Genomic DNA, 22,741 nt, shown 5'->3' on the forward strand with positions numbered 1-22,741 from the left:
CCTCACACCTCACTCCTCACGGGACACGGTTAATTGAACAGATCGTCCAGATTATCCTTGGCTTCCGCAGCTGCCGGCATCTCAGCCTTCGGCGCCAGCATCTTCTCGATCGCCTCGCGCAGCTTGCTTTCCGAATCGAGCATGAACTGGGCCGAGGTCACCACCTGTTCCCCGTCCTTGAGACCGGAGAGAATCTGCACCAGCCCTTCGTCATTGGTCACGCCGGTCACGACGGCTCGGGGTTCGAATTTCCCGTCGCCCAGGGCGACGAAGACCGTTTGCCCCTTGCCCGACTTGAGCACCGCGTTCTCGGGAACGGCCAGGGCGTCGGCGACGGCCGCCGTGTCGATGAGCACGTTGGCGTACATCTCCGGCTTGAGGGCGAGCCCCGGATTGGGGAACTCGATGCGCGCCTTGACGGTCCGGGTTTCGTTCTGAACAAAGGGATAAATGTAGGTGATTTTCCCGCTCAAAACCTGATCGGGAGCGAAAGGCAGCTCCACTCGGGCGGTTTGCCCGACCTTGACCCAGGGGAGTTCATACTCGTAGATGTCGGCGTTGACCCAGACCCGGGAGAGATCGGCGATCTGCAACAACTCTTCGCCGGCCATCACCCGCATCCCTTCAAGCACCTTCTTCATCGTCACCACCCCCCCCTGGGGGCTGTAGAGGGTCAGGGTCTTGCGAACTTCGCCGCTCTGCTCCAGGGCAGTAATCTGCTTTTCGCTGATGTCCCAATAACGGAGGCGGGTACGAGAGGCCTCCAGCAACCGTCGGGCATTGTCGGCGACCTGCGGCAGGCTGCTGTCGGCGAGGCGCTGATAACCGCGCAAGGCCAGAAGATATTCCTGCTGAGCCGCCACCAGTTCCGGGCTGTAGATTTCCATGAGCGGCTGCCCTTTTTTTACCGGCTGCCCTTCCTGATTGACATGCAGCCGTTCGACCCAGCCGTCGCTCTTGCTGTTGATGGAATACTGCCGGGGTTCATCGAAGGCGACCAGGCCGACGGTACGGACGGTCCGGGCCAAGGCGGCCCGGCGCACTGTTTCGGTACGAACCCCCATGTTCTGGGTGGTTATGGGATCGATCTGAACACTCCCCGCCGTGCCCCCCTCGTAGACCGGCACCAGATCGTGGCCCATGGCATCCTGCCCCGGTGTGTCGCGCACATAGGTCGGGTCCATGGGCGAGACCCAGTGCTTGACCTGCCGTTCGGCCGGCGCCGTCCCCGCCGCCGCACCGCCCTTGAGCGGAGTCAGCTGCATGTTGCAGATCGGGCAGAGGCCCGGCTCGTCCTGAATGATGAAGGGGTGCATACCGCAGGTGTATTGAGTCTTGGCCTCTGTGCCCTCGCCGGCATGGTCGTCATGGCCGATGTGGCGAAAGCTCCCCCAATAATAGCCGCCGCCCAAGGCCGCCAGCAGGGCGATCAGAATCAAAAATTTTGAGATCAGTCCAGAATGTTTCATGGCTGTTCCTTGTCGGTAGTTACGTCAGGGAGAACCGTGCCGACGGCCTCCTCGATCAGAGCTCGCTGCATCTGGTGTTCGGTGATCGCCTCGAAATAGTCCCGATTGTATTCGAACAGGCTCATCTGACTGTCGAGCACCGTCATGTATTCGGCCCGTCCGGCACGATAGGCGGCCAGAGAGGCTTCGAGAGATTGCTCGGCCTGGGGGATCAGCCCGGCGCTATAGAGTTCGGCTCTTTTTTCCAGACGCTCCAGGCGCGCCAGGGCGTCGGCCAGGGTCAGGCGAATCTGGTTTTGGATCATCGCCCGTTCCTGTCGGGCCATCCGGCCTTCCGCCTCGGCCTCGGCCAGCATCGCCCGCCGCCGCTCCCTGAAGACCGGCAGATTGAAGGTCAATCCCGCCGAATACATGTCGTAACCTTCCTTGTCCATTTCGGAAGGGTCGCGCTGCATGTATTCCAGGGCGACGGTCACATCGGGATAGAATTCCTTTTCCGCCAGTTTTCGCCCCACTTCGGATTTTTCCTCCTGAAGCGTCAGTCCCCGCAGTTGCGGTTGATGTTTTTCCGCCAGACTCTCCAGTTCGACCAGCCCAAGAACCACCGGTTTTAAAGTTACCTCGATCACGGACGGCAGCTCGTTATCCGCTTCCCGATTCAAAAGAATGTTCAAGGTGGCCGCCAGCGACCGGCGTTGCCGACGCAGCTCCAGCCGCTCATCCTCCATTTTCGAGCGTCGGACCTGCCCCAGCAGAACATCCTGCTGCCCCCCCTGACCGACCCCGTAGAGGGTTTCGGCGAAACGGTTGAGATCGTCGAGGGTAGCGATACTCTCATCGAGCAGTGCCAACGACCTATCCACCAGAAACAGCCGGTACCAGGTCTCGCTCACCATGCGCCGCAGATTCAGCTTGCGTTCCTCTGTATCCAAATGGGAACTTTGTACGTCGAGTTCGGCACTCTGTCGGCGCAACTCCCGTTTACCGTAAAAGGGCAAAGCCTGGCTGATGCCGATGACCTTGGCGGTGGCGCTGTCCCGGTCGAAACTCAGGGGATCGCGTAGCAAGCCGTTGTCGATGCGCAGCATCAGCATCGGGTCTTCCAAGGCTCCAGCTTGGGCGATGCGGCTTTCGAAGAGATCCCAGCGCGCCTGGGAGGCATGGACTTCGGGATTGTTGGCCAGGGCCTCCGCGATCAGCGCCGTCAGAGGATCGGCATCGGTCGCGAAAGAACGAGCCGGAGGGATTGAAGTTGCCAGCAACCCAAAAACAAGCAACCAGCGAAAATGTTCCAGAAACATAACCAGTCTCCGTGTCAGGTGGTTTACGGAACTCATTAATCACATTTCGTGCCGAACGAAAATCCATCTATAAAACGGCATGTTGAGTTTATCAGAAAAAAACTTAAGAAATAGATTGGCGAATATTCAACAGCAGCAAGGGGAATATTCGACGACAAAAAATGGAGTAAAAAAGTTGCAATTGATCGTCTCCGGTTAATAATGAAAACATGAAAACCCTTCTTCTCACCCTCATCTCGGCTTGCGCGCTCCTCGTCTCGGCCCTCCCCCTCCGCGCCGAAACACTCCTTCATGTGCTGGATATCCGTCTCGATCCCGAGCGCTCCCGGCTCGACGGTTCCATACGCCTGGCGCTGCCGGAGGGCGCGGACGACCCCTTATTATTGCGCCTGGCGCCCCAGTGCGATCTTCTCGGCGCATCCGCCGACGGGCGTCCCCTGCCCGCGAAACGTTCCGGGGAAATGCTAGTCATCGATCTTCCCGCCCCCCCTCCCGCCGAGATCCGCATCGATTACCGGGCGGTTTTTTCCGACCATCCGCCGAGTAATCCCGCCCACGACGAAGATCCGAGCTACGGCGTCACCGCCAGCATCACGACCCGGGGCGCCTTTCTCTCCGGCGCCTGGTATCCCCTGTGGCTGGAACATCCGGCCCGATACCAGGTGCGGGTCGAAACGCCAAGGGGCTATTTGGCGGTAACCTCGGGCACACGCATGAATAGCGAGGAAACGGCCGAGAGTTCCATCACCACCTGGCGCACCGACTATCCACATCGCGCCCTGGCCCTCGCCGCCGGACCTTATGTGGTCAGCAGCGAACCCTTTGGCGACCTCCTCATCGAAGGCTATTTCCATCCCCGCAATCAGGAACTGGCCGCGACCTATCTTGCGGCGGTTCGCCGCTACCTGGAACTCTATCAGGAAATTTTCGGCCCCTATCCCTTTGAAAAATATGCCGTGGTCGAGAACTTCTTCCCCACCGGCTACGGCTTTCCCGGTTGGACCCTGCTTGGCGGCAGCGTCATCCGCCTCCCCTTCATCGTCGAGACCAGCCTCGGCCACGAAATCGCCCACAGTTGGTGGGGTTCGGGCGTCGCCGTCGACCGCAGCCGGGGCAACTGGGCGGAAGGGTTGACCACCTACGTTGCCGACCACCTCTACAAGGAACGGGAATCCTCGGATGCCGCCAGAGAGTACCGACGCAATATCCTGCGCGACTACGCGACCCTGGTTGACGACGCCGAGGATTTCCCCCTCGGGGATTTCACCCGGCGGGAGAGCAAGGCGAGCCAGGCCATCGGCTACGGCAAAGCCGCGATGCTCTTTCACATGTTGCGCAAGGAAATCGGCGAGAAGGCGTTCTGGGGGGGACTGCGGACGCTCGCGGCGGAGCGGATGCACACCGGCGCCGACTGGGACGACCTGCGCCTCGCCTTCGAAGGTACGTCGGGTCGAGATCTGGAAGATTTTTTCCGACAGTGGCTGGAACGTAGCGACGCGCCGGTTCTGGGTTGGGGAGACATCCGCCGGGAAGAGCGGGATGGAAGTTGGCGGGTAAGCGGCAGCCTGCGGCAGCGGGGCAAGCCCTACCGGCTGGCGATACCGATCCGTTTCACCGGGGAAAACGCCGTCGAGGAGAGGGTGATTCTCGCCACCGAGGCGGAAACCTCCTTCAGCATCGATCTCCCCTGGCCGCCCCGCTCCATGGAGATCGATCCCGAGGCGGATCTCTTTCGCCGCATCGCGCCAGAGGAGATTCCGCCGCTGGTCAACGGTATCCGCGGCGCCAACAATCTGCTGGTGATCGTCGCCGCAGGGCTTACGCCGGAACTGCGCACGGCGGCGCTGAGCCTGCTTGGCGCCCTGCGCCAGGAGCGCGGAAAAATCATCACCGAGACAGAGGCCGATCCGGAGCTGCTGCGACGGCATGACCTGCTCTTCATCGGGCTGCCGAAACGTGCCGAGATCCGGCCCCGTTGGCCGGGAGAACCGCTGATCGAAGAAAGTCGACTCATCCTCGACGGACAGAGCTTCGCCCGCACGGAGACGGATCTTTTCGTCGCCCTCCCCCATCCTTTGGTGGGCGATAAAGCCTGCGCCCTCTTTCTTCCCGCCGAAGCCGAGGGCACCCGCGTGGCGGCGCGGAAAATCCCCCATTACGGCAAGTACGGCTATCTTGCCTTTGTCGCCGGCGAAAACCGCGTCAAGGGGGTCTCCCCACCGTTATCAAACCCCATGCGATATCTCTTCAATCTGGAGAATAGCAAATGAAAACAAGACATTTTGTTCTTTTTCTAATAGTTCTTCTGAGCTTTTCCGGACAAGCCTTCGCCCACCCCCATCTGCTGCGTCTCGCCGACCGGAAGGTGATCGCCTTCGAGGAAATGCTCGACGATCTCAAGACCTCCGAGGTGGTTCTGATCGGCGAACTGCACAATCATGCCGGCCATCATCGGGCGCAACTGGAAGTGATTCGCGCCCTGCATGAGGCGGGGCTCGATATCGCCGTGGGCCTGGAAATGTTTCGCGCCGATCAGCAGCACGAACTGAATCGCTGGAGCGCCGGGGAGTTGGACGAGGCGGCATTTCTGCCTATTTACAAGGAAAACTGGAGCATGTGGCCCCTTTACCGGGAGATCTTTACCAGCGCTCGGGACGCAGGGATTCCCCTGATCGGACTGAACACCTCCCGGGAACTGACCAAGCAGGTGGCAAGCCAGGGTCTGGCTTCCCTGCCCGAGGAAGCTCGGGAGGCCCTCGGACCGATCCCCTGCGTCGTTGATCCCGACTACATGCAGTTCATCCGCCAATCGATGGGTGGCCACGGCGGCATGGGCACCACCTTTCTTTATTTCTGCGAGGCGCAACTGCTCTGGGATGTTGTGATGGCCCGCAACCTGACGGACTACCGGCGGGAGTATCCGGAACGAAAAATGGTGGTGCTGGCGGGGAGCGGGCACAGCTGGAAATACGGCATTCCCAGCCGCCTGACGGAAAGTGGGTTGAATTACCGGGTCATCCTTCCGGAAATGCCGGGACGACTGGACCGCCGCACGGCTAGAGTGGAAGATGCCGACTACCTGTGGTTGGACGAAGGGGAAGGGAGCTGGGAACGGGGTTATTGAATCAGGGTGTAGGCGCCGCGACCTTTACTTCAAGATAGCGGCCGTTGAAAACGAAGCGGATGCGATCCTTGAAGATGCGATCAACCCGGGCACCGTCGATATCCACCCCTTCGAGCACCGGTAGATCGTTGACGACCGCCAGACGCTCCTGGGCGACGGGTTTGTAGTGGATTTCACTGACCCGCAATTCCGGAGGAACGGCTTTCTCAGCACCGGGCATGGCCCAGCCCGGCGTGCGCGAGGCGACGGCCACCGGGATCGAGGTGGCGCGGACGGGACTTTTGGACGAAACTGAGGCGACGGCCGGTCTCGCCGGTTTTGTCCTGGGCACGGCTGCGGCGGCAGGAATCTTCGAAGGGGAGATTTCCGCTGAAGAAACCGTCTCCTTTGGCGACGCGACGGCAGGGACTTTGGTCGTCGTCACGACTTTCGCAACCAGCTTCTTGGGCCGACTTGGGGCCGACGGCTCTACCACGGCAGGCTTTGAGGCCTCGGCGACCGGTACGGAAACCTCCTCGGGCAGAGTCACCGGTTCCGATACAGCGACGTTCGCGGAAAGCGGAACGACGGGCCCTTCGACCGTTTTCACCGCAACGATGGGGGTGAAAAAGCTGGGCAAAGGGACTTCTGATCCGGGGGACGCCGAAAGCGACTTTTGCCCTTGCGCGACGATGCGTTGCTCCGTCGACGGGGGTTGCCGCAGCAGCCAGGCCCCCAAACCGCCCCCGACAAGCAAAAGAGCGATCAGGGTGAGCAACAACGGTGCACGGGAGCGGTTGGTCACGTCCGCCCGAGAAATTCCTTCAAAAACCTCCCGTGACAGAGGAGTCTGTCCAATCGGCGGTTGCTGCCGTTCGTTTTCGAGTTTTTTCAACGCCTTCAGAATCGAACTCATCGCTTCTATCCCTGATCAAAATTTCCTGAAAAGCCACCGTAAAACGTCGCCTTACCCTATCTCCAGAAACGCAACCGCCGCCACCAACACCGCCCCGGCTCGCTTAGTTCACGGATGGCGAGCGCCGCCATCTTCGCCGTGATCACCCGCTCTTCCCGGGCATAACCCAAGAGCAGTGCCCGACCGCAGGCCAGGTTGATCAATCGCGGCAATCCGCCGGAATAGCGATGGATTTTTCTGAGGGCGGCAGGGGTGAAAATCTCTTCGTCACCACCGGCGACGCGCAGGCGATGGCGCACATATTCGCAAGTATCCTTCAAATCCATGGTGCCGAGGTGATAGCGCACGCTGATGCGCTGATTGAGCTGGCGCATGTTCCGCCGTTTGAGCAGCGCGCCGAGTTCAGGCTGACCAACGAGAACGATCTGGATCAGCTTGTCGGTCTGGGTTTCAAGATTGGAAAGAAGGCGAATTTGTTCCAGTACCGCCGGGTCAAGATGCTGGGCCTCGTCGATGACCAGCACCACCGTGCGCCCTTCCCGACGCTGGCGCAGCAGAAATTCGTTGAGCAGATGGAGCAGATCGCCGGCTTCGGCGACCGGCCCTTCGATGGCGAATTCCCGCTGAATCGCCCGCAGCAGATCGAGAGCACTGACGCTGGGATTGAAGATGAAAGCCAGACGGTAGCGGTCGTTGTCCAGATCTTCGAGGAGCGCCCGCAGCACCGTGGTCTTGCCGGTGCCGACCTCGCCGGTGATGGCGATAAAACCGCAGCCGTCCTCAATGCCGTAGAGCAGGTGGGCAAGAACTTCCCGATGATTCCGGCTCAGATAGACGAAGCGGGGATTCGGCGTAAGGGTGAAGGGTTTTTCCTGAAAGCCGTAAAAATCCAGATACATGAATCGGTACGCAGCTCCGGGACCGGGGTGAACGTGGCCTGCCCGTGAACTCTCCCACAGGAGAGGCGCTTTTTCAAGATCAAACTCGTTACGGAAGTATGGGGAAACTCTGGCGGCAGCGCCATTTTTTGCTAGGATTATAAGGCCGTCGTCCAGCTGTCCCAGGAGGATTCATGCACACATGGAAACGTTTCACCCAGGAACCACGTATCGCCTATTTTTCCATGGAAATCGGCCTCTCCGCCGAAATCCCGACCTATAGCGGCGGCCTCGGCGTGCTCGCCGGCGACACCATCAAGAGTGCCGCCGATCTGAAGCTGCCGCTGGTAGCGGTAACCCTGGTCAGCCGCCACGGCTATTTCCGCCAGAGCCTCGACGAATCCGGCCGTCAGCATGAGTCTCCGGTGATCTGGGATCCCGGCGCGGTCATGGAACTTTTGCCGGCGAAGACCCTGGTGACCATCGAAGACCGCGACGTCAAGGTGCAGGCCTGGCTCTATCGGGTCAAAAGCCCCACCGGCGGCGTCGTTCCGGTACTTTTTCTCGATACCGACATCCCCGGCAACGTCGAATCCGACCGCCACATCACCGACGATCTCTACGGCGGCGACCTCACCTATCGGCTCAAGCAGGAAATCGTCCTCGGCATCGGCGGCGCCCGCATCCTCGACGCCCTTGGCTTCTCCATCAAGAAGTATCACATGAACGAGGGGCACGCCGCCTTCCTGACCCTGGAACTGCTCGACCGCTCCCGTCATCCCCTGGAAAGCACCTGGGACGAGCGTGCCGCCTGGGACACCCATCGGGTCATCGAACAGTGCGTCTTCACCACCCACACCCCGGTCGCGGCCGGACATGACCGTTTTCCCTACGATCTGGCAAGGCGGGTGCTGGGGGAACCGGTGCCGATGGGGCTACTGAAAGAGTTGGCCGGGGCGGACGAGCTCAACATGACCATGCTCGCCCTCAACCTGAGCAGCTACGTCAACGGTGTGGCGAAAAAACACGGCCAGATTTCGCAGAATCTCTTTCCCGGCTTCGAGATTCACGCCATCACCAATGGCATTCACGCCTTCACCTGGGCTTCCCCCTTTTTCGTCAATCTGTTCAACAAATATATTCCGAGTTGGGCGCACGAACCGGAACTGCTGGTGCGGGTCGACAATATTCCCGACGAGGAGATCTGGGACGCCCATTGCGGCGCCAAGGCCTTTCTTTTTCAGTACATCGAGGAAACGACCGGCCGCCGCCTCGATCCCGAGTTGCTGACTATCGGCTTCGCCCGCCGCTCGGCCACCTACAAACGGGGGGATATGATCTTCACCGATCTGGAGCGACTGGTGCGCATCGCCGGCGGCAAGCTCCAACTGGTTTTCGGCGGAAAGGCCCATCCCCAGGACGAGCCGGGCAAACGCATGATCGAGCACATTATCCAAGACGGCGAACAGTTGCGCGGCAAGATCGAGGTCGTCTATCTGCCCAATTACAATATGGAGGTCGCCTCCCAGCTTATCCCCGGGGTCGATCTCTGGCTCAACACCCCAATCCGCCCCCTCGAAGCCTCGGGGACCAGCGGCATGAAAGCGGCACTCAACGGCGTCCCCAATTTCAGCGTTCTCGACGGCTGGTGGATCGAAGGGCACATCGAGGGGGTCACCGGCTGGTCCATCGGCCCGGCCGCCACGGAAACTTCGGTCACGGAAAACCACGGAGCCGAGGATGTGGCAGATCTCTACACCAAGCTGGAAAAGGTCATCCTCCCCCTCTATTATGAAAATCGTCCGGGCTGGATCCGGGTCATGAAAAACGCCATCGGCAAGAATGCTTATTACTTCAACACCCATGTCATGATGCGCCGCTACGTGACCGAGGCCTACATTCGCTGAAACCTATGAACCCTTCCGATCCCAACCATAACGCCACCACGCCGGTCGACTGGAACACCCGTTGGCGAGAGAAAAACGGCGAGACATCCACGCCCGATCCCTGGCTGGTCAGGATTCTCCCTCTGCTTCCGGTTGGTGAGGCGCTGGATGTTGCCTGCGGCCGGGGGCGCAACAGCCTTTATTTGGCCGAGCGGGGGTACCGAGTGACCGCCGTCGATCATTCCAGAGAAGGACTCCTCCAATTACGCGCCGCTGCCAAAGAACGGGGCCTGGCGATCACGACCCAGCGCCTCGATCTGGAAGCGGCCCCCGACCTGCCCCATGCGACCTTTGATCTGGTCATCGACTTTTTCTATCTGCATCGTCCCCTCTTCGCAGCGCTGATGGCGTGTCTGCGCCCCGGCGGGACGCTGGTGGTGCGCACCTTCAGTTCTGCCGGAAACTTTCCCGGCCAACCCCGCCACCCCGAGTTCGTCCTCGCGCCGGGGGAACTGCCAACCATTTTCCAGGGCTGGGACATCCTGCTGCACGAGGAAGGGCTGGAACCGTCGAGCAAAGGGGGGAGCCTCGCCGGAATTGTCGCCCGGCACCCGTGAAATCATCGGGAACAAAAAAGCCCGCGTCGGCGTTCGGCGCGGGCTTGAGTGTTTTGGTGATGGAGAAAGTCTACCAGGTGCGAAAAGGTCCGGTGTCGATGTGGACAAATTCGGAACCGGGATAGAAACCGACGCCCCCCTGCTTCATCGCCAGGGCGACCTTGCGCACATCGCGCAGATCCCGTCCGGGGATGCGGAAATCGATGGCCTGCCCCTTGGTATGCAGACTCTTCTTGGCCACCCCCTTCGACTTCTTACGCAACTGGGCGTTGCTCTGCTGGGAACGGTAGCCGGAGATGATATGCAGCGGTTCCCGGACCTGGAGACGATTCTGCACGGAAAAGAGCATGTCCAAGAGCTCGACGTCGATCTTGCGGATCTCATCGGTGCGGTGGTCGCGCAGAATACGATTGATCTGCCGCAGATGTTCGGGAACGTAGCGACCGTTCGACCAATAAACCACGCGCTTGAGTTGTTCGCCGGTGTGGGTGTTGTAAAAGGAAAGGGAACGTTCGGGCAGGGATTTTTGGGCCAATCGGGCCAGGGCCTCGGTGGGTAGCGCCGCGCCGGCCAGGAGGATCAAACCAGATTTTAACAAAGTGCGGCGCGAAATACTGTTGTTTGGAGACCCAGGCAACAGGACATCGGACATCGGCAAAATATCTCTCTTTTCGGTAGTTTTTGGAGCATGCCTCCAGTCGAGACTGAGCAGTTATAACAAAGCCCGGACACCCCTGGCAACCCCAAAAACGACCCGAAAATGTGGTAACGCCGTAACTTACCGAGATTATTGTCTGACGGAAGGAAGAAAAAAAGCAGGATTAAAAAACGGCGGGGGAAGGAATTCTTCCCCCGCAGCGGGAACATGCTTCTATTAACCGGGAGCGTTCACATCTCCATAACCGCCGGATGCTCGACTGGAACCCGACGATCTTCTCCCTGATAGTCGAGGGTCTGACGAGAACCGCGTAGGGGATCCCGATCGATCCGCACCCAGCCACTGGAACGGCGAAACCCCTGGATTTTACGTTGAGCCAGCAGGGTTTCAAACGCCCAGCGTTTAACCATGTCATAGCGACCATCGTGATAGACGACCCGGATCATCATGGCGTGACCTCCCGAAATTTTCTTAATTTTATAGCACAAATCCGCAACCCGGAAAGCCTTTTTAATGCATCGAGCGATTTTTTTGATAAAGGCTAAAGCTGACTGCTTTCGACAATTATGATTGCATGCCTCCCGTCATTTCGAAAGAGGACGGCGTTTTCCTTCTTCCCCTCACCTTCTTCCCCTCACCTTCTTCCCCTCACCTTCTTCCCCTCACCTTCTTCCCCTCACCTTCTTCCCCTCACCTTCTTCCCCTCACCTTCTGATCCCGGCACTCCTTATGCAAAAAGGACAGTTCGCGGGCACCCTGCCCACCCATTCCCAACTTGGAGGAGCCTGTTAATGAATCTTGCCCTGATCGCCGACGAGCACCCCCAGCTCCGCCATAACTTATCAGAAATATTGAAAAACCAGGGATTTGACGACATCCTCGAAAGCGAAGACGGTCCCCGGGCGGTCGACCTCGCCTTGGTGCGGAAGCCGCAACTGATCATCCTCGATGCTGCGCTACCTGCCTGGGATGGCATCACTGTCGCTGAAAAAATAAGCAAACGGCATCCGATTCCCATCATTCTTCTGGCGGAAGCGCACACCCCGATCGATTTCGATCGTACCCGGGCGGCGGGGGTTTTGGATCTGGTGCTTAAACCTTTTTCGGCGGCCCAGATGATTGCCGGCATCAGGCTGACCTTGCAGCATTTTGAGGAGATCGCCGGACTACGGAAGGAAGTGGCGCGGCTCACGGAAAGTCTCGAGGCGCGCAAGCTGATCGAACGAGCCAAAGGTCTGCTGATCCGGCAGGGGATGTCCGAACCCGAAGCTTACCGGCGCATGCAAAAACTATCCATGGATAAGCGTAAAACCCTGCGGGAAGTCGCCGAAGCCATTCTGCTGATGGAAGACTGAGCGGCGATGCTCTCCGCTTCCTTCAATCTCTGCAACCTGCCCCCCTGGGCCATCGCCTCGCGCCATTTCAATCACCATCCGCAACGGCTGGAGATTCAGGGGGTGCGGCAAGCCAACCGCCGGCTCTTCGAACATCTGGACGGACTCGACGATGCCGCTGAGCGCGGCGTCTATTTCCACGACTACATGGATGTGACCTTCCAGCTCCATCAGTGGGCCGGAGAGACCACGGCTTCGGCGCGCAAAAGCCTGAAGAACAGTTATCTGCGTTTTCTGCGCGGCTGGATGTTCGACGCCAACTCCCGGGAAGGCGCGGTCTTCAAGGGCTGGGTGGAAAGCCGTTTCGGCCTGCCGCCGACCTTTCATCGCGAGACGATTAGGGATATCCACGGCGAGGCCTACTTCCGTTATCTGGTCGACCGCATGCAGGGCTCGGCTCGCACCAGCGCTATCAACAGCCAACTCGATGTTCTCTTCGAATTCGTCCAGTATGAGCTGGCCCGGTGTCACCCGGAACGGACCCACTTCACCCTCTATCGCGGCATCAACGATTTGGACGAACACCTGATCCTCAAAGAACTCGGCCGACACTGCTATCTGCTGCGGCTCAACAACCTCAACTCCTTCACCGACGACTTCGAACGGGCCTGGGAATTCGGCAACAAGGTTCTGCGCGCCGAAGTGCCACTGGTGAAGATCGCCTTTCTCGGAAATCTGCTGCCGACCTCACTGTTGCATGGCGAAGGGGAACTGCTGGTTATCGGCGGCGAGTATGAAGTCCAGGTTTTAACCGGCGGCTGAAAGCAAAAATGACTATCTCGGCATGGCGTGAAGAGGTTTGTGAGCGGGCCAAGGGGGCCTTTCTTGGCCTGGCCGTCGGTGATGCCCTGGGCGCAACCACCGAGTTCATGACCCCGAGGGAAATCCAGGCCCAATACGGCGTCCATCGCAAGATCCGCGGCGGCGGCTGGCTCGGACTGAAGCCGGGGCAGGTGACCGACGACACGGAAATGTCCCTATGTATCGCTCGCGCTCTTATCACCGCGAAGGGTTGGGATCTCACCGGCATCGCCGATAACTTCGTCGCCTGGATGAAGGGCAAACCGATCGATATCGGTTCCACCTGTCGCAAGGGTATCCGCAACTACCTGCTCAACGGCGTCCTCGAAACTCCCTGCAACGAATGGGACGCCGGCAACGGCGCGGTTATGCGCATGGCGCCGGTCGCCCTGTTCACCCTGGGAGACGACCAGCTGCTGCGGCGCTGTGCCCTTGAACAGGCCCGCCTCACCCATCATCATCCCCTTTCCGACAGCGCCTGCCTCTGTATTGGGCAGATGTTACATCGAGCGTTGTTCGGCGCCGACACCGTGGCGCTGCATGAAATCACCCGTGAATTGATCCGGAATCACCCCAATTTCCGCTTTAACCGTTATAACGGCCAGGCTTCGGGGTACGTGGTCGACACCCTGCGCACCGTCTTCCACCACTTTTTCACCACCTCTACCTTCGAAGAATGTCTGATCGCCGTGGTCAATCAAGGCGGCGACGCCGACACCACCGGCGCCATCGCCGGCATGCTCGCCGGCGCCCATTACGGTCGGCAATCGATTCCTGAAAGCTGGGTTCGCAAGCTTGATGGAGCGATACGGCGGGAAGTTGAAACGGCCGCTGAAACCTTGATCGAACTATCCCCCTGGTGGTGTTCAGCGAAGACGGATTGATCGGTGCACAGGCTCCTTCAGAAAACTCTGCACGGGGACCGGGCAGGCGGTGTTCAATTAATAGGCAAATCGTCTTCCAAAAAAATGATTAAAAAAACATAAAAATCTTCAAGTTGCTGTATTTTATCGATAAAACAAATTGGCACGGTCTCTGCTTTAGAGTTGATCAAAGGGCACAACGCAGTGCTCAAGTCACACAGGCAAAGGCGCCCGGGGGATTTTTCTTCTGGGCGTTTTTTCATCAAAGGGATTTTTTGCGTGGCCATGGCGGCCGCGCCCGGGCGATGACGCCCCATCCGGACGGTCCGGATGGGGCGTTTTACGTCAAAAGGACTTGCGGGGCATTGGACGGAGTTCCTTGGCAAACGACCACCGGTGGTCGATCCGAAGGCGCCGACAGGCTGATCGCAACCATTCAATCCGCGAACGAAAGGAATCAACCCATGGCAGAGAAAAAACTTCGGCAGATCGCGATTTACGGCAAAGGCGGCATCGGCAAATCGACCACCACCCAGAACACCGTGGCCGGTCTCGCCTCCCTCGGCAAGAAAGTGCTGATCATCGGCTGCGACCCCAAGGCCGACTCGACTCGCCTGATCCTCCATGCCAAGGCCCAGGCCACGGTCATGGACAAGGTTCGCGAGCTCGGCACCGTTGAAGACCTGGAATTGGAAGATGTCATGAAGCGTGGTTACGGCGACATCATGTGCGTCGAGTCGGGCGGCCCCGAGCCAGGAGTCGGCTGCGCCGGGCGTGGGGTCATCACCGCCATCAACTTTCTCGAAGAAGAAGGCGCCTACACCCCCGACCTCGATTACGTCTTCTACGACGTCCTCGGCGACGTCGTGTGCGGCGGCTTCGCCATGCCGATCCGCGAAAACAAAGCCCAGGAAATCTACATCGTCGTCTCCGGCGAAATGATGGCCATGTACGCCGCCAACAACATCTGCAAAGGGATCGTCAAGTACGCCGCCTCCGGCAGCGTCCGCCTGGCCGGGTTAATCTGCAACAGCCGCAACACCGACCGCGAGGCCGATCTCATCGAAGCCCTGGCCCGAAAACTCGGCACCCAGATGATCCACTTCGTCCCTCGCGACAATCAGGTGCAGCGCGCCGAGCTACGGCGCATGACGGTCATCGAGTACTCCCCGGAACACAAACAGGCCGAGGAATACCGGCAACTGGCCCAGAAAATCGCCGATAACAAGATGTTCGTCGTCCCCACGCCGCTGGAGATGGAGGAACTCGAAGAGCTACTCATGGAGTTCGGCATCATGGAAGCCGAGGACGAAACCGTCGTCGGCCTGGCGGAAAATGCGTAGGGACGACGCATGAGTCGCCTTGGGCAAGGCATGCCTTGCCCCTACGGGAATCACGGAACAATGACCGATATAGGAGCTTATATGTACCAAGGTGACGATAAGCACGAAAGAAAGCCCGTCCCGGGCGTGACCACGGAAAGAACCGAGAAGCTCATCGCGGAAACCCTCGCCGAGATGCCGGAGAAGGCCCAGAAAAAACGGGCACCCCACCTTGGTGCCAACGACCCGACGGCGAGTTGCTGCGCGGTCAAGTCGAACCGCAAGGTCGTACCCGGCGTCATGAGCCAGCGCGGCTGCGCCTACGCCGGCGCCAAGGGGGTGGTCTGGGGGCCGATCCGCGACATGATTCATGTTTCTCACGGTCCTATCGGCTGCGGCGTCTACAGCTGGGGGACGCGGCGCAACCTGATGCAAGGGATTCCCGGCGTAACTTCTTTTCCCATGGACTTTACCTCCGACTTCCAGGAGAAGGACATTGTCTACGGTGGCGACAAGAAACTGGAAGTGCTCCTGCGCGAGGCCGACGAACTCTTTCCCCTCAACAAAGGGCTGTCGATCCTCTCCGAGTGTCCCGTCGGACTGATCGGCGACGATATCAACGCCGTCGCCAAGAAGATGGAGGCCGAACTCGGCAAGTTGGTCGTTCCCTGTAACTGCGAGGGTTTCCGGGGCGTCAGTCAGTCTCTGGGACATCACATCTCCAACGATTCGATCCGTGACCACATCATCGGCAAGTTCGAGTTCAAAGAGCCGGTCGGGCCTTATGACGTGGCGCTGATCGGCGACTACAACATCGGCGGCGACGTCTGGGCGGCCAAACCGATCCTCGAAGAGATCGGCCTCAACGTCAAGAGCGTCTGGACCGGCGACGGCGAGGTGGAGAAGATCGGTGCCACCCATCAGGTCAAGCTCAACCTGATCCACTGTTACCGCTCGATGAACTACATGTGCAAAGTGATGGAAGAAAAGTGGGGAATCCCCTGGCTGGAGTACAACTTCTTCGGCCCGACCAAGATCGCCGAAAGCCTGCGCGCCATCGCCGCCCGCTTCGACGAAACCATCCAGGAGAAGGCGGAAGCGGTCATCGCCAAATACCAGCCGGCCATGCAGGCAGTGCTCGATGAATACCGGCCACGCCTGGAAGGCAAAACCGCCATGCTTTTCGTCGGCGGCCTGCGCCCCCGGCACACCATCGGCGCTTACGAGGACCTCGGCATCCAGATCACCGGCGCCGGCTACGAGTTCGCCCATCAGGACGACTACGATCGCACCTCGCCGGAGATGGCAAAGGGCACCTTGATTTACGACGACGTCTCCGAGTTCGAACTGGAAAAATTCGTCGAGGAACTCAAGCCCGACCTGGTCGGCAGCGGCATCAAGGAGAAGTACGTCTTCCAGAAGGCCGGCATCCCCTTCCGCCAGATGCACAGCTGGGACTATTCGGGGCCCTATCACGGCTACGAAGGCTTCAAGATCTTCGCCCGCGATATCGACATGGCGATCAACTCGCCGACCTGGAAGCTGGTGAAGAGTCCGTTTTAAGTGGATGTAACGGTAGAGGTGCACCGATATGCGCCCTGGGCGGATGCAATCCGCCCCTACGTAGGGGCGACCCGCCGGGTCGCCCTGGGCTAGGCATCGCCTCGCCCTTAAAGTAAAACGCCCAAAGGGAGATTCTATATGAGCGCTGAAGCCGCCGTGAAATTAGTGACCGAAACTCCACCCGAAGAGATCGCGCGGGTCGAGAAATGGATCGACACCGAGGAGTACAAAGAAAAGAACTTTGCCCGCGAGGCCCTGGTGGTCAATCCGGCCCACGCCTGCCAGCCGCTGGGAGCACAGATGGTCGCCACCGCTTTCGAAGGGACACTCCCTTTCGTGCATGGCTCCCAGGGCTGTGCCTCTTACTTCCGCAGCACCTTCAGCCGCCACTTCCGCGAGCCGGCCGCCGCGACCTGCGACGCCATGACCGAGGACGGCGCCGTCTTCGGCGGCCAGAACAACCTCTTCGAGGGGTTGGAGAACGCCTACGCCCTGTACAAGCCGAAGATGCTGGCGGTCTACACCACCTGCATGCCCGAGGTCATCGGCGACGACCTTACCGCATTCATCAAAAATGCCCGGCTGCAAGGGCATGTGCCCGAGGATCTGCCGATCCCTTACGCCAACACCCCGAGCTTCAACGGCACCCACATCCACGGCTACGACTCCATGCTCAAGAGCATCCTCGAAACCCTGACTGCGGGACAAAAGATCGAAGGCAAGTGTACCGGCAAGCTCAACCTGATCCCCGGCTTTGACGGAAATACCGCCAACATCCGCGAGTACAAGCGCATCCTCGAACTTTTCGGTATCCCCTACACGGTGCTGGCCGACATCTCCGAGGTCTTCGATTCCCCCTGCGACGGCCACTACCGCCTCTATCCCGGGGGAACCAAACTCGAAGATGCGGCCGAGTCGATCAACGGCAAGGTGACGCTGGCCCTGCAGAAATATTCCACGACCAACACCATGAAGTGGATCGAGGAAGAGTACAGCGGCGAAAAGGTGGCCATGCCCATGCCTTTCGGCATCAAGAAGACCGACGAATTCCTGATGAAGCTCGCCGAACTCTTCGGCAAGCCGGTTCCGGAAGAACTTAAAGCCGAACGCGGCCGCGCCGTCGACGCCATGACCGACGCCCACCAGTACCTGCACGGCAAAAAGTTCGCCGTCGCCGGGGACCCCGACTACCTGCTCGGCATCGTCAGTTTCCTGCTGGAAATGGGCGCGATCCCCTACCACGTGCTCTGCTCGCGCACCACCAAGAAGTTCGAAAAGGAGATGAAGGCGCTCTTGGCGACCTCCCCCTTCGGCGCGACGGGCAAGGTTTACATCAACAAGGATCTCTGGCACCTGCGCTCCCTGCTGATGACCGACCCCGTCGACGGCATTATCGGCGACACCCATGCCAAATGGGCGGCCCGCGATGCGAAGATCCCCCTCTTCCGCATCGGTTTCCCGATCATCGACCGGGTCAACCTGCATCGCAGCCCGGTGATCGGCTATCAGGGAGCGGTGAACATGCTGACCATGATCGCCAACAAGTTCCTCGATATGAAGGATGAAACCTGTGAAAACCAGTGGTTCGAGATGATGAGGTAAAAAAGGCAAAAGGATAAAGGTCAAAGGAAAAAGGATTTGGCATTACCTTTCTCCTTTAGCCTTTATCCTCGAACCTTCTCCCCGAAAGGGTGTCACATGATCCGCACCCGACGTTTCGACATCATCGACAGCAGCAGAAAGCGAGGTCTGTGCATGAAAGTGGCATTCGCCAGCAACGACAAGATTCATGTGAATGAGCATTTCGGCCGTGCCGAGCAGTTCATGATCTGGGAAGTCGGTCCGGAAGAGGCCGGATTTACCGGCGTCGTGCAGGTCAAAACCGAGGGGGACGACGAAGCCGACCGCATCGAATCCCGCTGTTCCGGATTGGCCGACTGCGCCCTGGTCTATGTGGCGGAAATCGGCGGGCCGGCCGCCGCCCGCCTGGTGGCGAAAAAGATTCATCCGATCAAGAGCAAGGAGCGGGAGCCGATCACCACCGTCGTCGCGAAACTTCAGGAAGTGTTGCGCGACAGCCCGCCCCCCTGGCTGCGCAAGGCGCTGCTGAAAGGGGAACGGCCGGGATTGGAAGCGTAGGGAAGAGGAAAGCGTTTCCCGGAAACAGGCCGGTAGACAACGAAGTAAGGGCGCAGCATGCTGCGCCCCTCCATCCAGAAAAACACAAATCGAACACATAACAAGGAGAAATCCCCATGCCCCTTTTAACCGGACTCACCCGCGGCGGCAAGAGCTGGACCCCGACCTTCGCCGACGCCATCGACCCCGAAAAATGCATCGGTTGCGGCCGCTGTTTCAAAGCCTGCTCCCGTAAGGTTCTCGGCCCCGGCGATATCTACGATGAAGAAACGGATACCGAACGCATGGTCATGACCATCGTCAACTCCGACAACTGCATCGGCTGCGCCGGCTGCGGCGTGACCTGCCCAAAGAAGTGTTTCACTTTCACGACCCTTGAAATGTAGCGACTCCGGCTTACCCGGCGGAAAGGAGAATCCCATGGCCAACGGCTGCCCGATGATGCGAATGAAAGCCCAGACCGACCACCCCTGCTTCGGCGGCGACCATCATAAAGCCGGTCGTCTGCATCTCCCCGTCGCGCCGGGATGCAACATCAAGTGCGGCTTCTGTGAGCGCAAGTTCGACTGCGCCAACGAAAGCCGCCCCGGCGTCACCAGCCGGGTGCTGTTGCCGGACGAGGCCCTGGAACGGGTACGCCTGGTGCGGCGACACATGGAAAAACAAGGGGAAGCGCGCCTGAAGGTGGTCGGCATTGCCGGCCCCGGCGATCCTCTGGCCAACGAAAAGACCTTCGCCACCTTCCAACTGGTGAAACAGGCCTTTCCCGAGCTGATGCTGTGTCTTTCCACCAACGGCCTGCTGCTGGAGGAACGGCTCGATGAAATCGTCGACCTTGGCGTCCATAGCCTGACCGTCACCATCAACGCCCTGACGGCGGAGACGGGGGGCAAGGTTTACGAATGGATCCGTCTCGACGGCCGCCGTTTGAGTGGGGCGGAAGGCGCGGCGGTGCTGCTCGAACGGCAACTGGCCGGGGTCGCGGCGGCCGCCCAAGCCGGGCTGATGGTCAAGATCAACCACGTCTACATCCCCGGCGTCAACGACCACGAAACCCTCGATCTGGCGGTCAGGGTCCGCGAACTCGGCGCGACGATGATGAACATCATCCCGGTTATCCCCCTGGGCCTGTTCAAGGAGATCGAACCCCCGTCGGAGGCAGTGATGGAGATGGTGCGAAACCAGGCCGAACTGATTCTCTCCCAGGCCCGCCACTGCAAACAGTGCCGCGCCGACGCAGCCGGGGTGGTGGGACGGGACATCGATCTGGAAGCCTTGCACGCCCAAGCCATTTGAAGGAGGGTCCCATGAAAGCGATCATCCCGGTCGGGTTGTTGGGACTGCTCCTGTTTGTCTCGCCGGCCATGGCCGACGAGGTGCGGCTGTCGGTGGCGACGAGCCTGCGCGAAGTCATGGGGGCATTGACCGAAGAGTACGCCGCCGAAACCGACAGAGTTCGCTTTTCGAGCAATTTCGGCGCTTCCGGCACCCTGGCCAGGCAGATCGAGCAGGGCGCCCCGGTCGATCTCTTCGTTTCGGCCAACGGCAAATGGCTCGATTATCTGGCGAGGAAGGGGCTGCTCAATGATACGCCCGCCGTCCTCGCCGGCAATCAGCTGGTAGTCATCGGCCGCGCTCCGGCCACCTTGACCGGACTGGACGATCTGCTGAAGTTGGAGCGCATCACCCTGGTCAATCCGAAAAGCGGGCCGGCCGGCGAGTACGCCGAGCAGGCGCTCACGGCCGCCGAACTCCATGAGCCCCTGCGCAAGCGCCTGGTGCCGGTTCAGGATGTCGGTCAGGCGGTGGTCCTCGCCGAGCGCGGCGAGGTGGACGCGGCCCTGGTCTATCGCACCGACGCCCGCCTCGCCCGGCAGGCACGAATACTCTACGAAATCCCCGGGGATTTGCATGATCCGGTGAGCTACCCCATGGCGCTGACCCTGTCCGGGCAGGAGAATCCGGCCGCAGTGTCATTCTTCGCGTTCCTCCAGAGTGACGCGGCACGGCGAATTCTGGCGCGGCACGGTTTCCTGACGAGTTCGACAGGCCCCTGACCGGGGAGGCTCCGATGTTTGAACTATCCGCCAACGATTATCAGGCCATCTGGCTCTCGGCCCAGGTGGCGACCCTGGCGACCCTGCTCGCCCTGCCGGCGGGCTTCGCCATCGCCGCCCTGCTGGTCTTCGTCCGCCTGCCGGGCAAGGCGCTGCTGGAAGGACTGGTCAATCTGCCGCTGGTGCTGCCGCCGGTAGTGGTCGGCTATCTGCTGCTGTTGCTGGTGGGACAAGACAGTTGGTTCGGCGGCCTGCTCAATACCCTCGGCATTCGCGTCATTTTCACCTGGAAAGCGGCGGTGCTGGCAGCCCTGGTCGTCGGGTTTCCTCTGCTGGTACGGTCGCTGCGCATCGGCATGGAGAGCATCGACAAAGACCTGCTCGCGGCGGCGCGGACCCTGGGCGCCCCCTGGCACGACCAGCTTTTCACCATGATCCTCCCCCTCTCCTGGCGGTCGCTGCTGGCCGGCGCGACGCTGATGTTCGCCCGCGGGCTCGGCGAGTTCGGCGCCACCATCATGATTGCCGGCAACATCGCCGGCTCGACCCGCACCATCCCGCTGGCGATCTACGACTATGCCGCCGTGCCTGGGGGAGACAGTCAGGCCCTGACCCTCTGCCTGGTCGCCATCGGCCTCTCCCTGTGCGTTCTGCTGGGGAGCGAACGCTTAGTCGGCCGTCGGCGCGCCGGGACGGAGAAGTCCTCATGAAACTGGAAGTCGCGCTGGAAAAACGTCTGGGGGATTTCCGCTTTTCCGCCGTTTTCGCCGTGGCAGGCCGACGCATCGGGGTTTACGGCAAGTCGGGGAGCGGTAAATCGACCCTGATGGGGATGCTGGCGGGACTGGTCCGCCCCGATTCCGGTCTCATCCGCCTCGACGGGGAAACCCTCTACGACGGGGGGCGCAACGTCTTGATCCCGCCAGAGCGGCGGCGCATCGCCGTGGTTTTCCAGCACGCCCATCTCTTCCCCCATTTGAACGTGCGCTGCAATCTGCTCTACGGCTACAAGCGCCTTCCTCGCCGCGACCGCCGCATCGCCCCCGAAGCCCTCGGCGAGGTGCTGGGCCTCGGCCCCCTGCTGGAGCGTGATGTCGCCACCCTTTCCGGCGGGGAACGGCGGCGGGTTGCCCTGGGCCGCGCGGTGCTGGCCTGTCCGCGCCTGATCCTCATGGACGAACCCCTCACCGGGCTCGACGACGGGAGCAAGTACCGAATCATCCCCGATCTCAAGGCGGTCTTCGCCGAGTTCGGCATCCCCCTGATCTTCATCAGCCATTCCCTCAACGAAATGCGCCTGATGACCGATGACGTTCTGCTCTTCGACGAAGGTCGGCTGATCTCCCAGTCCCCGGCGGAAGAACTAGCGCGAAGCCTGATGGGGAGTCGGCAGGCGGGCTACATCAACCTGCTGAGCCTGGAACGTCCCCGTCCGGCGGATGATCTTTGGGCTTACGACTGGGGTGGGCAACAGCTGATTCTTACCGAACGTGCCGCTCGGAAATCGGCCCTTTTCCAGCTTTCCTCCAAGGATGTCACCCTCTTCAAAGGCCGTCCCCAGGCGAGCAGTGCCCGCAATCTTCTGTCATGCCGAGTCGCGCAGATCTTCGAGAGCGGCAACCGCATCGGCATTGAACTGGATTGCGGCGGTCAGCCCCTCGTTTCGCAACTGGTGCGCGAGGCGGCCAGGGAGTTGGACATTCGGGAGGGAGCGGAGATTTACGCGATTATAAAGGCGTCGGCCTTTCGGCCCTTGTAGTTACTTGGAAAAGAT

23 protein-coding genes are annotated in these 22,741 nt (G+C 60.3%); 16 read left to right on the forward strand and 7 right to left on the reverse strand.

The annotated features are described in order from the left end of the window. Positions 1-29: 29 nt before the first annotated feature. Both BQ4888_RS01810 and BQ4888_RS01815 read right to left on the reverse strand, forming a co-directional pair. Positions 30-1,469 carry an efflux RND transporter periplasmic adaptor subunit gene (locus BQ4888_RS01810; protein WP_092052866.1) on the reverse strand — a complete coding sequence of 480 codons (1,440 nt, stop codon included), beginning with the start codon at positions 1,467-1,469 and terminating at the stop codon, positions 30-32. Beyond that, positions 1,466-2,770: a TolC family protein gene (locus BQ4888_RS01815; RefSeq protein ID WP_170232765.1), complete on the reverse strand. Its 1,305-nt coding sequence runs from the start codon at positions 2,768-2,770 to the stop codon at positions 1,466-1,468. The genes BQ4888_RS01810 and BQ4888_RS01815 overlap by 4 nt, the downstream gene beginning before the upstream one ends. Before the next feature lie 209 nt (positions 2,771-2,979). Here BQ4888_RS01815 and BQ4888_RS01820 point away from each other — a divergent pair, with 209 nt between their 5' ends. Both BQ4888_RS01820 and BQ4888_RS01825 read left to right on the forward strand, forming a co-directional pair. Then, positions 2,980-5,040: a M1 family metallopeptidase gene (locus BQ4888_RS01820; protein WP_092052871.1), complete on the forward strand. Its 2,061-nt coding sequence runs from the start codon at positions 2,980-2,982 to the stop codon at positions 5,038-5,040. Beyond that, on the forward strand, positions 5,037-5,894 hold the full coding sequence (locus BQ4888_RS01825; RefSeq protein ID WP_092052874.1) for a ChaN family lipoprotein: 858 nt from the start codon (positions 5,037-5,039) through the stop codon (positions 5,892-5,894). Before BQ4888_RS01820 ends, BQ4888_RS01825 begins: the two co-directional genes overlap by 4 nt. Before the next feature lies 1 nt (position 5,895). Here the strand turns inward: BQ4888_RS01825 and BQ4888_RS01830 are convergent, their stop codons facing one another. Both BQ4888_RS01830 and BQ4888_RS01835 read right to left on the reverse strand, forming a co-directional pair. Further along, positions 5,896-6,789 (reverse strand): hypothetical protein, encoded by an 894-nt coding sequence (locus BQ4888_RS01830; RefSeq protein WP_092052876.1) that lies wholly within the window; start codon positions 6,787-6,789, stop codon positions 5,896-5,898. Positions 6,790-6,845: 56 nt separating this feature from the next. Further along, a complete protein-coding gene (locus BQ4888_RS01835; protein WP_092052879.1) occupies positions 6,846-7,688 on the reverse strand; it encodes an ExeA family protein in 843 nt (280 codons plus the stop codon). 173 nt (positions 7,689-7,861) lie between these two features. Between BQ4888_RS01835 and glgP the strand changes: the two genes are divergently transcribed. Continuing rightward, positions 7,862-9,574, forward strand: a complete 1,713-nt coding sequence (gene glgP, locus BQ4888_RS01840) for an alpha-glucan family phosphorylase (protein WP_092052882.1) — start codon at positions 7,862-7,864, stop codon at positions 9,572-9,574. A gap of 5 nt (positions 9,575-9,579) precedes the next feature. Beyond that, entirely contained in the window at positions 9,580-10,170 is a 591-nt protein-coding gene (locus tag BQ4888_RS01845; RefSeq protein ID WP_092052884.1) for a class I SAM-dependent methyltransferase, read from the forward strand. 70 nt (positions 10,171-10,240) lie between these two features. On the opposite strand, the gene mepK is transcribed toward BQ4888_RS01845, so the two are convergent. Both mepK and BQ4888_RS01855 read right to left on the reverse strand, forming a co-directional pair. Further along, the gene (gene mepK, locus BQ4888_RS01850) at positions 10,241-10,822 is read right to left on the reverse strand and encodes a peptidoglycan L,D-endopeptidase MepK (RefSeq protein WP_092052887.1); all 582 of its coding nucleotides are present in this window, start codon (positions 10,820-10,822) and stop codon (positions 10,241-10,243) included. 236 nt (positions 10,823-11,058) lie between these two features. Further along, a complete protein-coding gene (locus tag BQ4888_RS01855; protein ID WP_092052890.1) occupies positions 11,059-11,277 on the reverse strand; it encodes a GSU3473 family protein in 219 nt (72 codons plus the stop codon). A 342-nt stretch (positions 11,278-11,619) separates the two neighbouring features. On the opposite strand from BQ4888_RS01855, the gene BQ4888_RS01860 reads away from it, so the two are divergent. Genes BQ4888_RS01860 through draG form a run of 3 tightly spaced genes read left to right on the forward strand, consistent with a single transcriptional unit; the run spans position 11,620 to position 13,907 of the window. Next, on the forward strand, positions 11,620-12,183 hold the full coding sequence (locus tag BQ4888_RS01860; protein WP_092052892.1) for an ANTAR domain-containing response regulator: 564 nt from the start codon (positions 11,620-11,622) through the stop codon (positions 12,181-12,183). A gap of 6 nt (positions 12,184-12,189) precedes the next feature. Next, on the forward strand, positions 12,190-12,984 hold the full coding sequence (locus BQ4888_RS01865; RefSeq protein ID WP_092052895.1) for an NAD(+)--dinitrogen-reductase ADP-D-ribosyltransferase: 795 nt from the start codon (positions 12,190-12,192) through the stop codon (positions 12,982-12,984). A gap of 8 nt (positions 12,985-12,992) precedes the next feature. Next, positions 12,993-13,907 (forward strand): ADP-ribosyl-[dinitrogen reductase] hydrolase, encoded by a 915-nt coding sequence (gene draG / locus BQ4888_RS01870; protein WP_092052898.1) that lies wholly within the window; start codon positions 12,993-12,995, stop codon positions 13,905-13,907. Positions 13,908-13,960: 53 nt separating this feature from the next. Here the strand turns inward: draG and BQ4888_RS17260 are convergent, their stop codons facing one another. Then, the gene (locus BQ4888_RS17260; RefSeq protein WP_140396578.1) at positions 13,961-14,203 is read right to left on the reverse strand and encodes a hypothetical protein; all 243 of its coding nucleotides are present in this window, start codon (positions 14,201-14,203) and stop codon (positions 13,961-13,963) included. Positions 14,204-14,350: 147 nt separating this feature from the next. On the opposite strand from BQ4888_RS17260, the gene nifH reads away from it, so the two are divergent. From nifH to modC, 9 genes are all read left to right on the forward strand, one after another. Beyond that, positions 14,351-15,229 (forward strand): nitrogenase iron protein, encoded by an 879-nt coding sequence (gene nifH, locus BQ4888_RS01875; RefSeq protein ID WP_092052900.1) that lies wholly within the window; start codon positions 14,351-14,353, stop codon positions 15,227-15,229. A gap of 81 nt (positions 15,230-15,310) precedes the next feature. Further along, a complete protein-coding gene (nifD, locus tag BQ4888_RS01880) occupies positions 15,311-16,771 on the forward strand; it encodes a nitrogenase molybdenum-iron protein alpha chain (protein WP_092052903.1) in 1,461 nt (486 codons plus the stop codon). A gap of 138 nt (positions 16,772-16,909) precedes the next feature. Next, a complete protein-coding gene (nifK, locus tag BQ4888_RS01885) occupies positions 16,910-18,373 on the forward strand; it encodes a nitrogenase molybdenum-iron protein subunit beta (protein WP_092052906.1) in 1,464 nt (487 codons plus the stop codon). A gap of 96 nt (positions 18,374-18,469) precedes the next feature. Then, positions 18,470-18,910, forward strand: a complete 441-nt coding sequence (gene nifX / locus BQ4888_RS01890; protein WP_240746290.1) for a nitrogen fixation protein NifX — start codon at positions 18,470-18,472, stop codon at positions 18,908-18,910. 116 nt (positions 18,911-19,026) lie between these two features. Next, a complete protein-coding gene (gene fdxB, locus BQ4888_RS01895; RefSeq protein WP_092052909.1) occupies positions 19,027-19,296 on the forward strand; it encodes a ferredoxin III, nif-specific in 270 nt (89 codons plus the stop codon). Between the two features lie 34 nt (positions 19,297-19,330). Beyond that, entirely contained in the window at positions 19,331-20,206 is an 876-nt protein-coding gene (locus tag BQ4888_RS01900) for a radical SAM protein (RefSeq protein ID WP_092052912.1), read from the forward strand. A gap of 11 nt (positions 20,207-20,217) precedes the next feature. Then, positions 20,218-20,967, forward strand: a complete 750-nt coding sequence (modA, locus tag BQ4888_RS01905; protein WP_092052915.1) for a molybdate ABC transporter substrate-binding protein — start codon at positions 20,218-20,220, stop codon at positions 20,965-20,967. 14 nt (positions 20,968-20,981) lie between these two features. Next, a complete protein-coding gene (gene modB / locus BQ4888_RS01910; protein ID WP_092052918.1) occupies positions 20,982-21,677 on the forward strand; it encodes a molybdate ABC transporter permease subunit in 696 nt (231 codons plus the stop codon). Beyond that, positions 21,674-22,726, forward strand: coding sequence for a molybdenum ABC transporter ATP-binding protein (modC, locus tag BQ4888_RS01915; RefSeq protein ID WP_092052920.1), 1,053 nt, complete (start codon positions 21,674-21,676; stop codon positions 22,724-22,726). The genes modB and modC overlap by 4 nt, the downstream gene beginning before the upstream one ends. Positions 22,727-22,741: the final 15 nt, after the last annotated feature.

This window comes from Desulfuromonas acetexigens, from assembly GCF_900111775.1.
GTDB lineage: Bacteria > Desulfobacterota > Desulfuromonadia > Desulfuromonadales > Trichloromonadaceae > Trichloromonas > Trichloromonas acetexigens.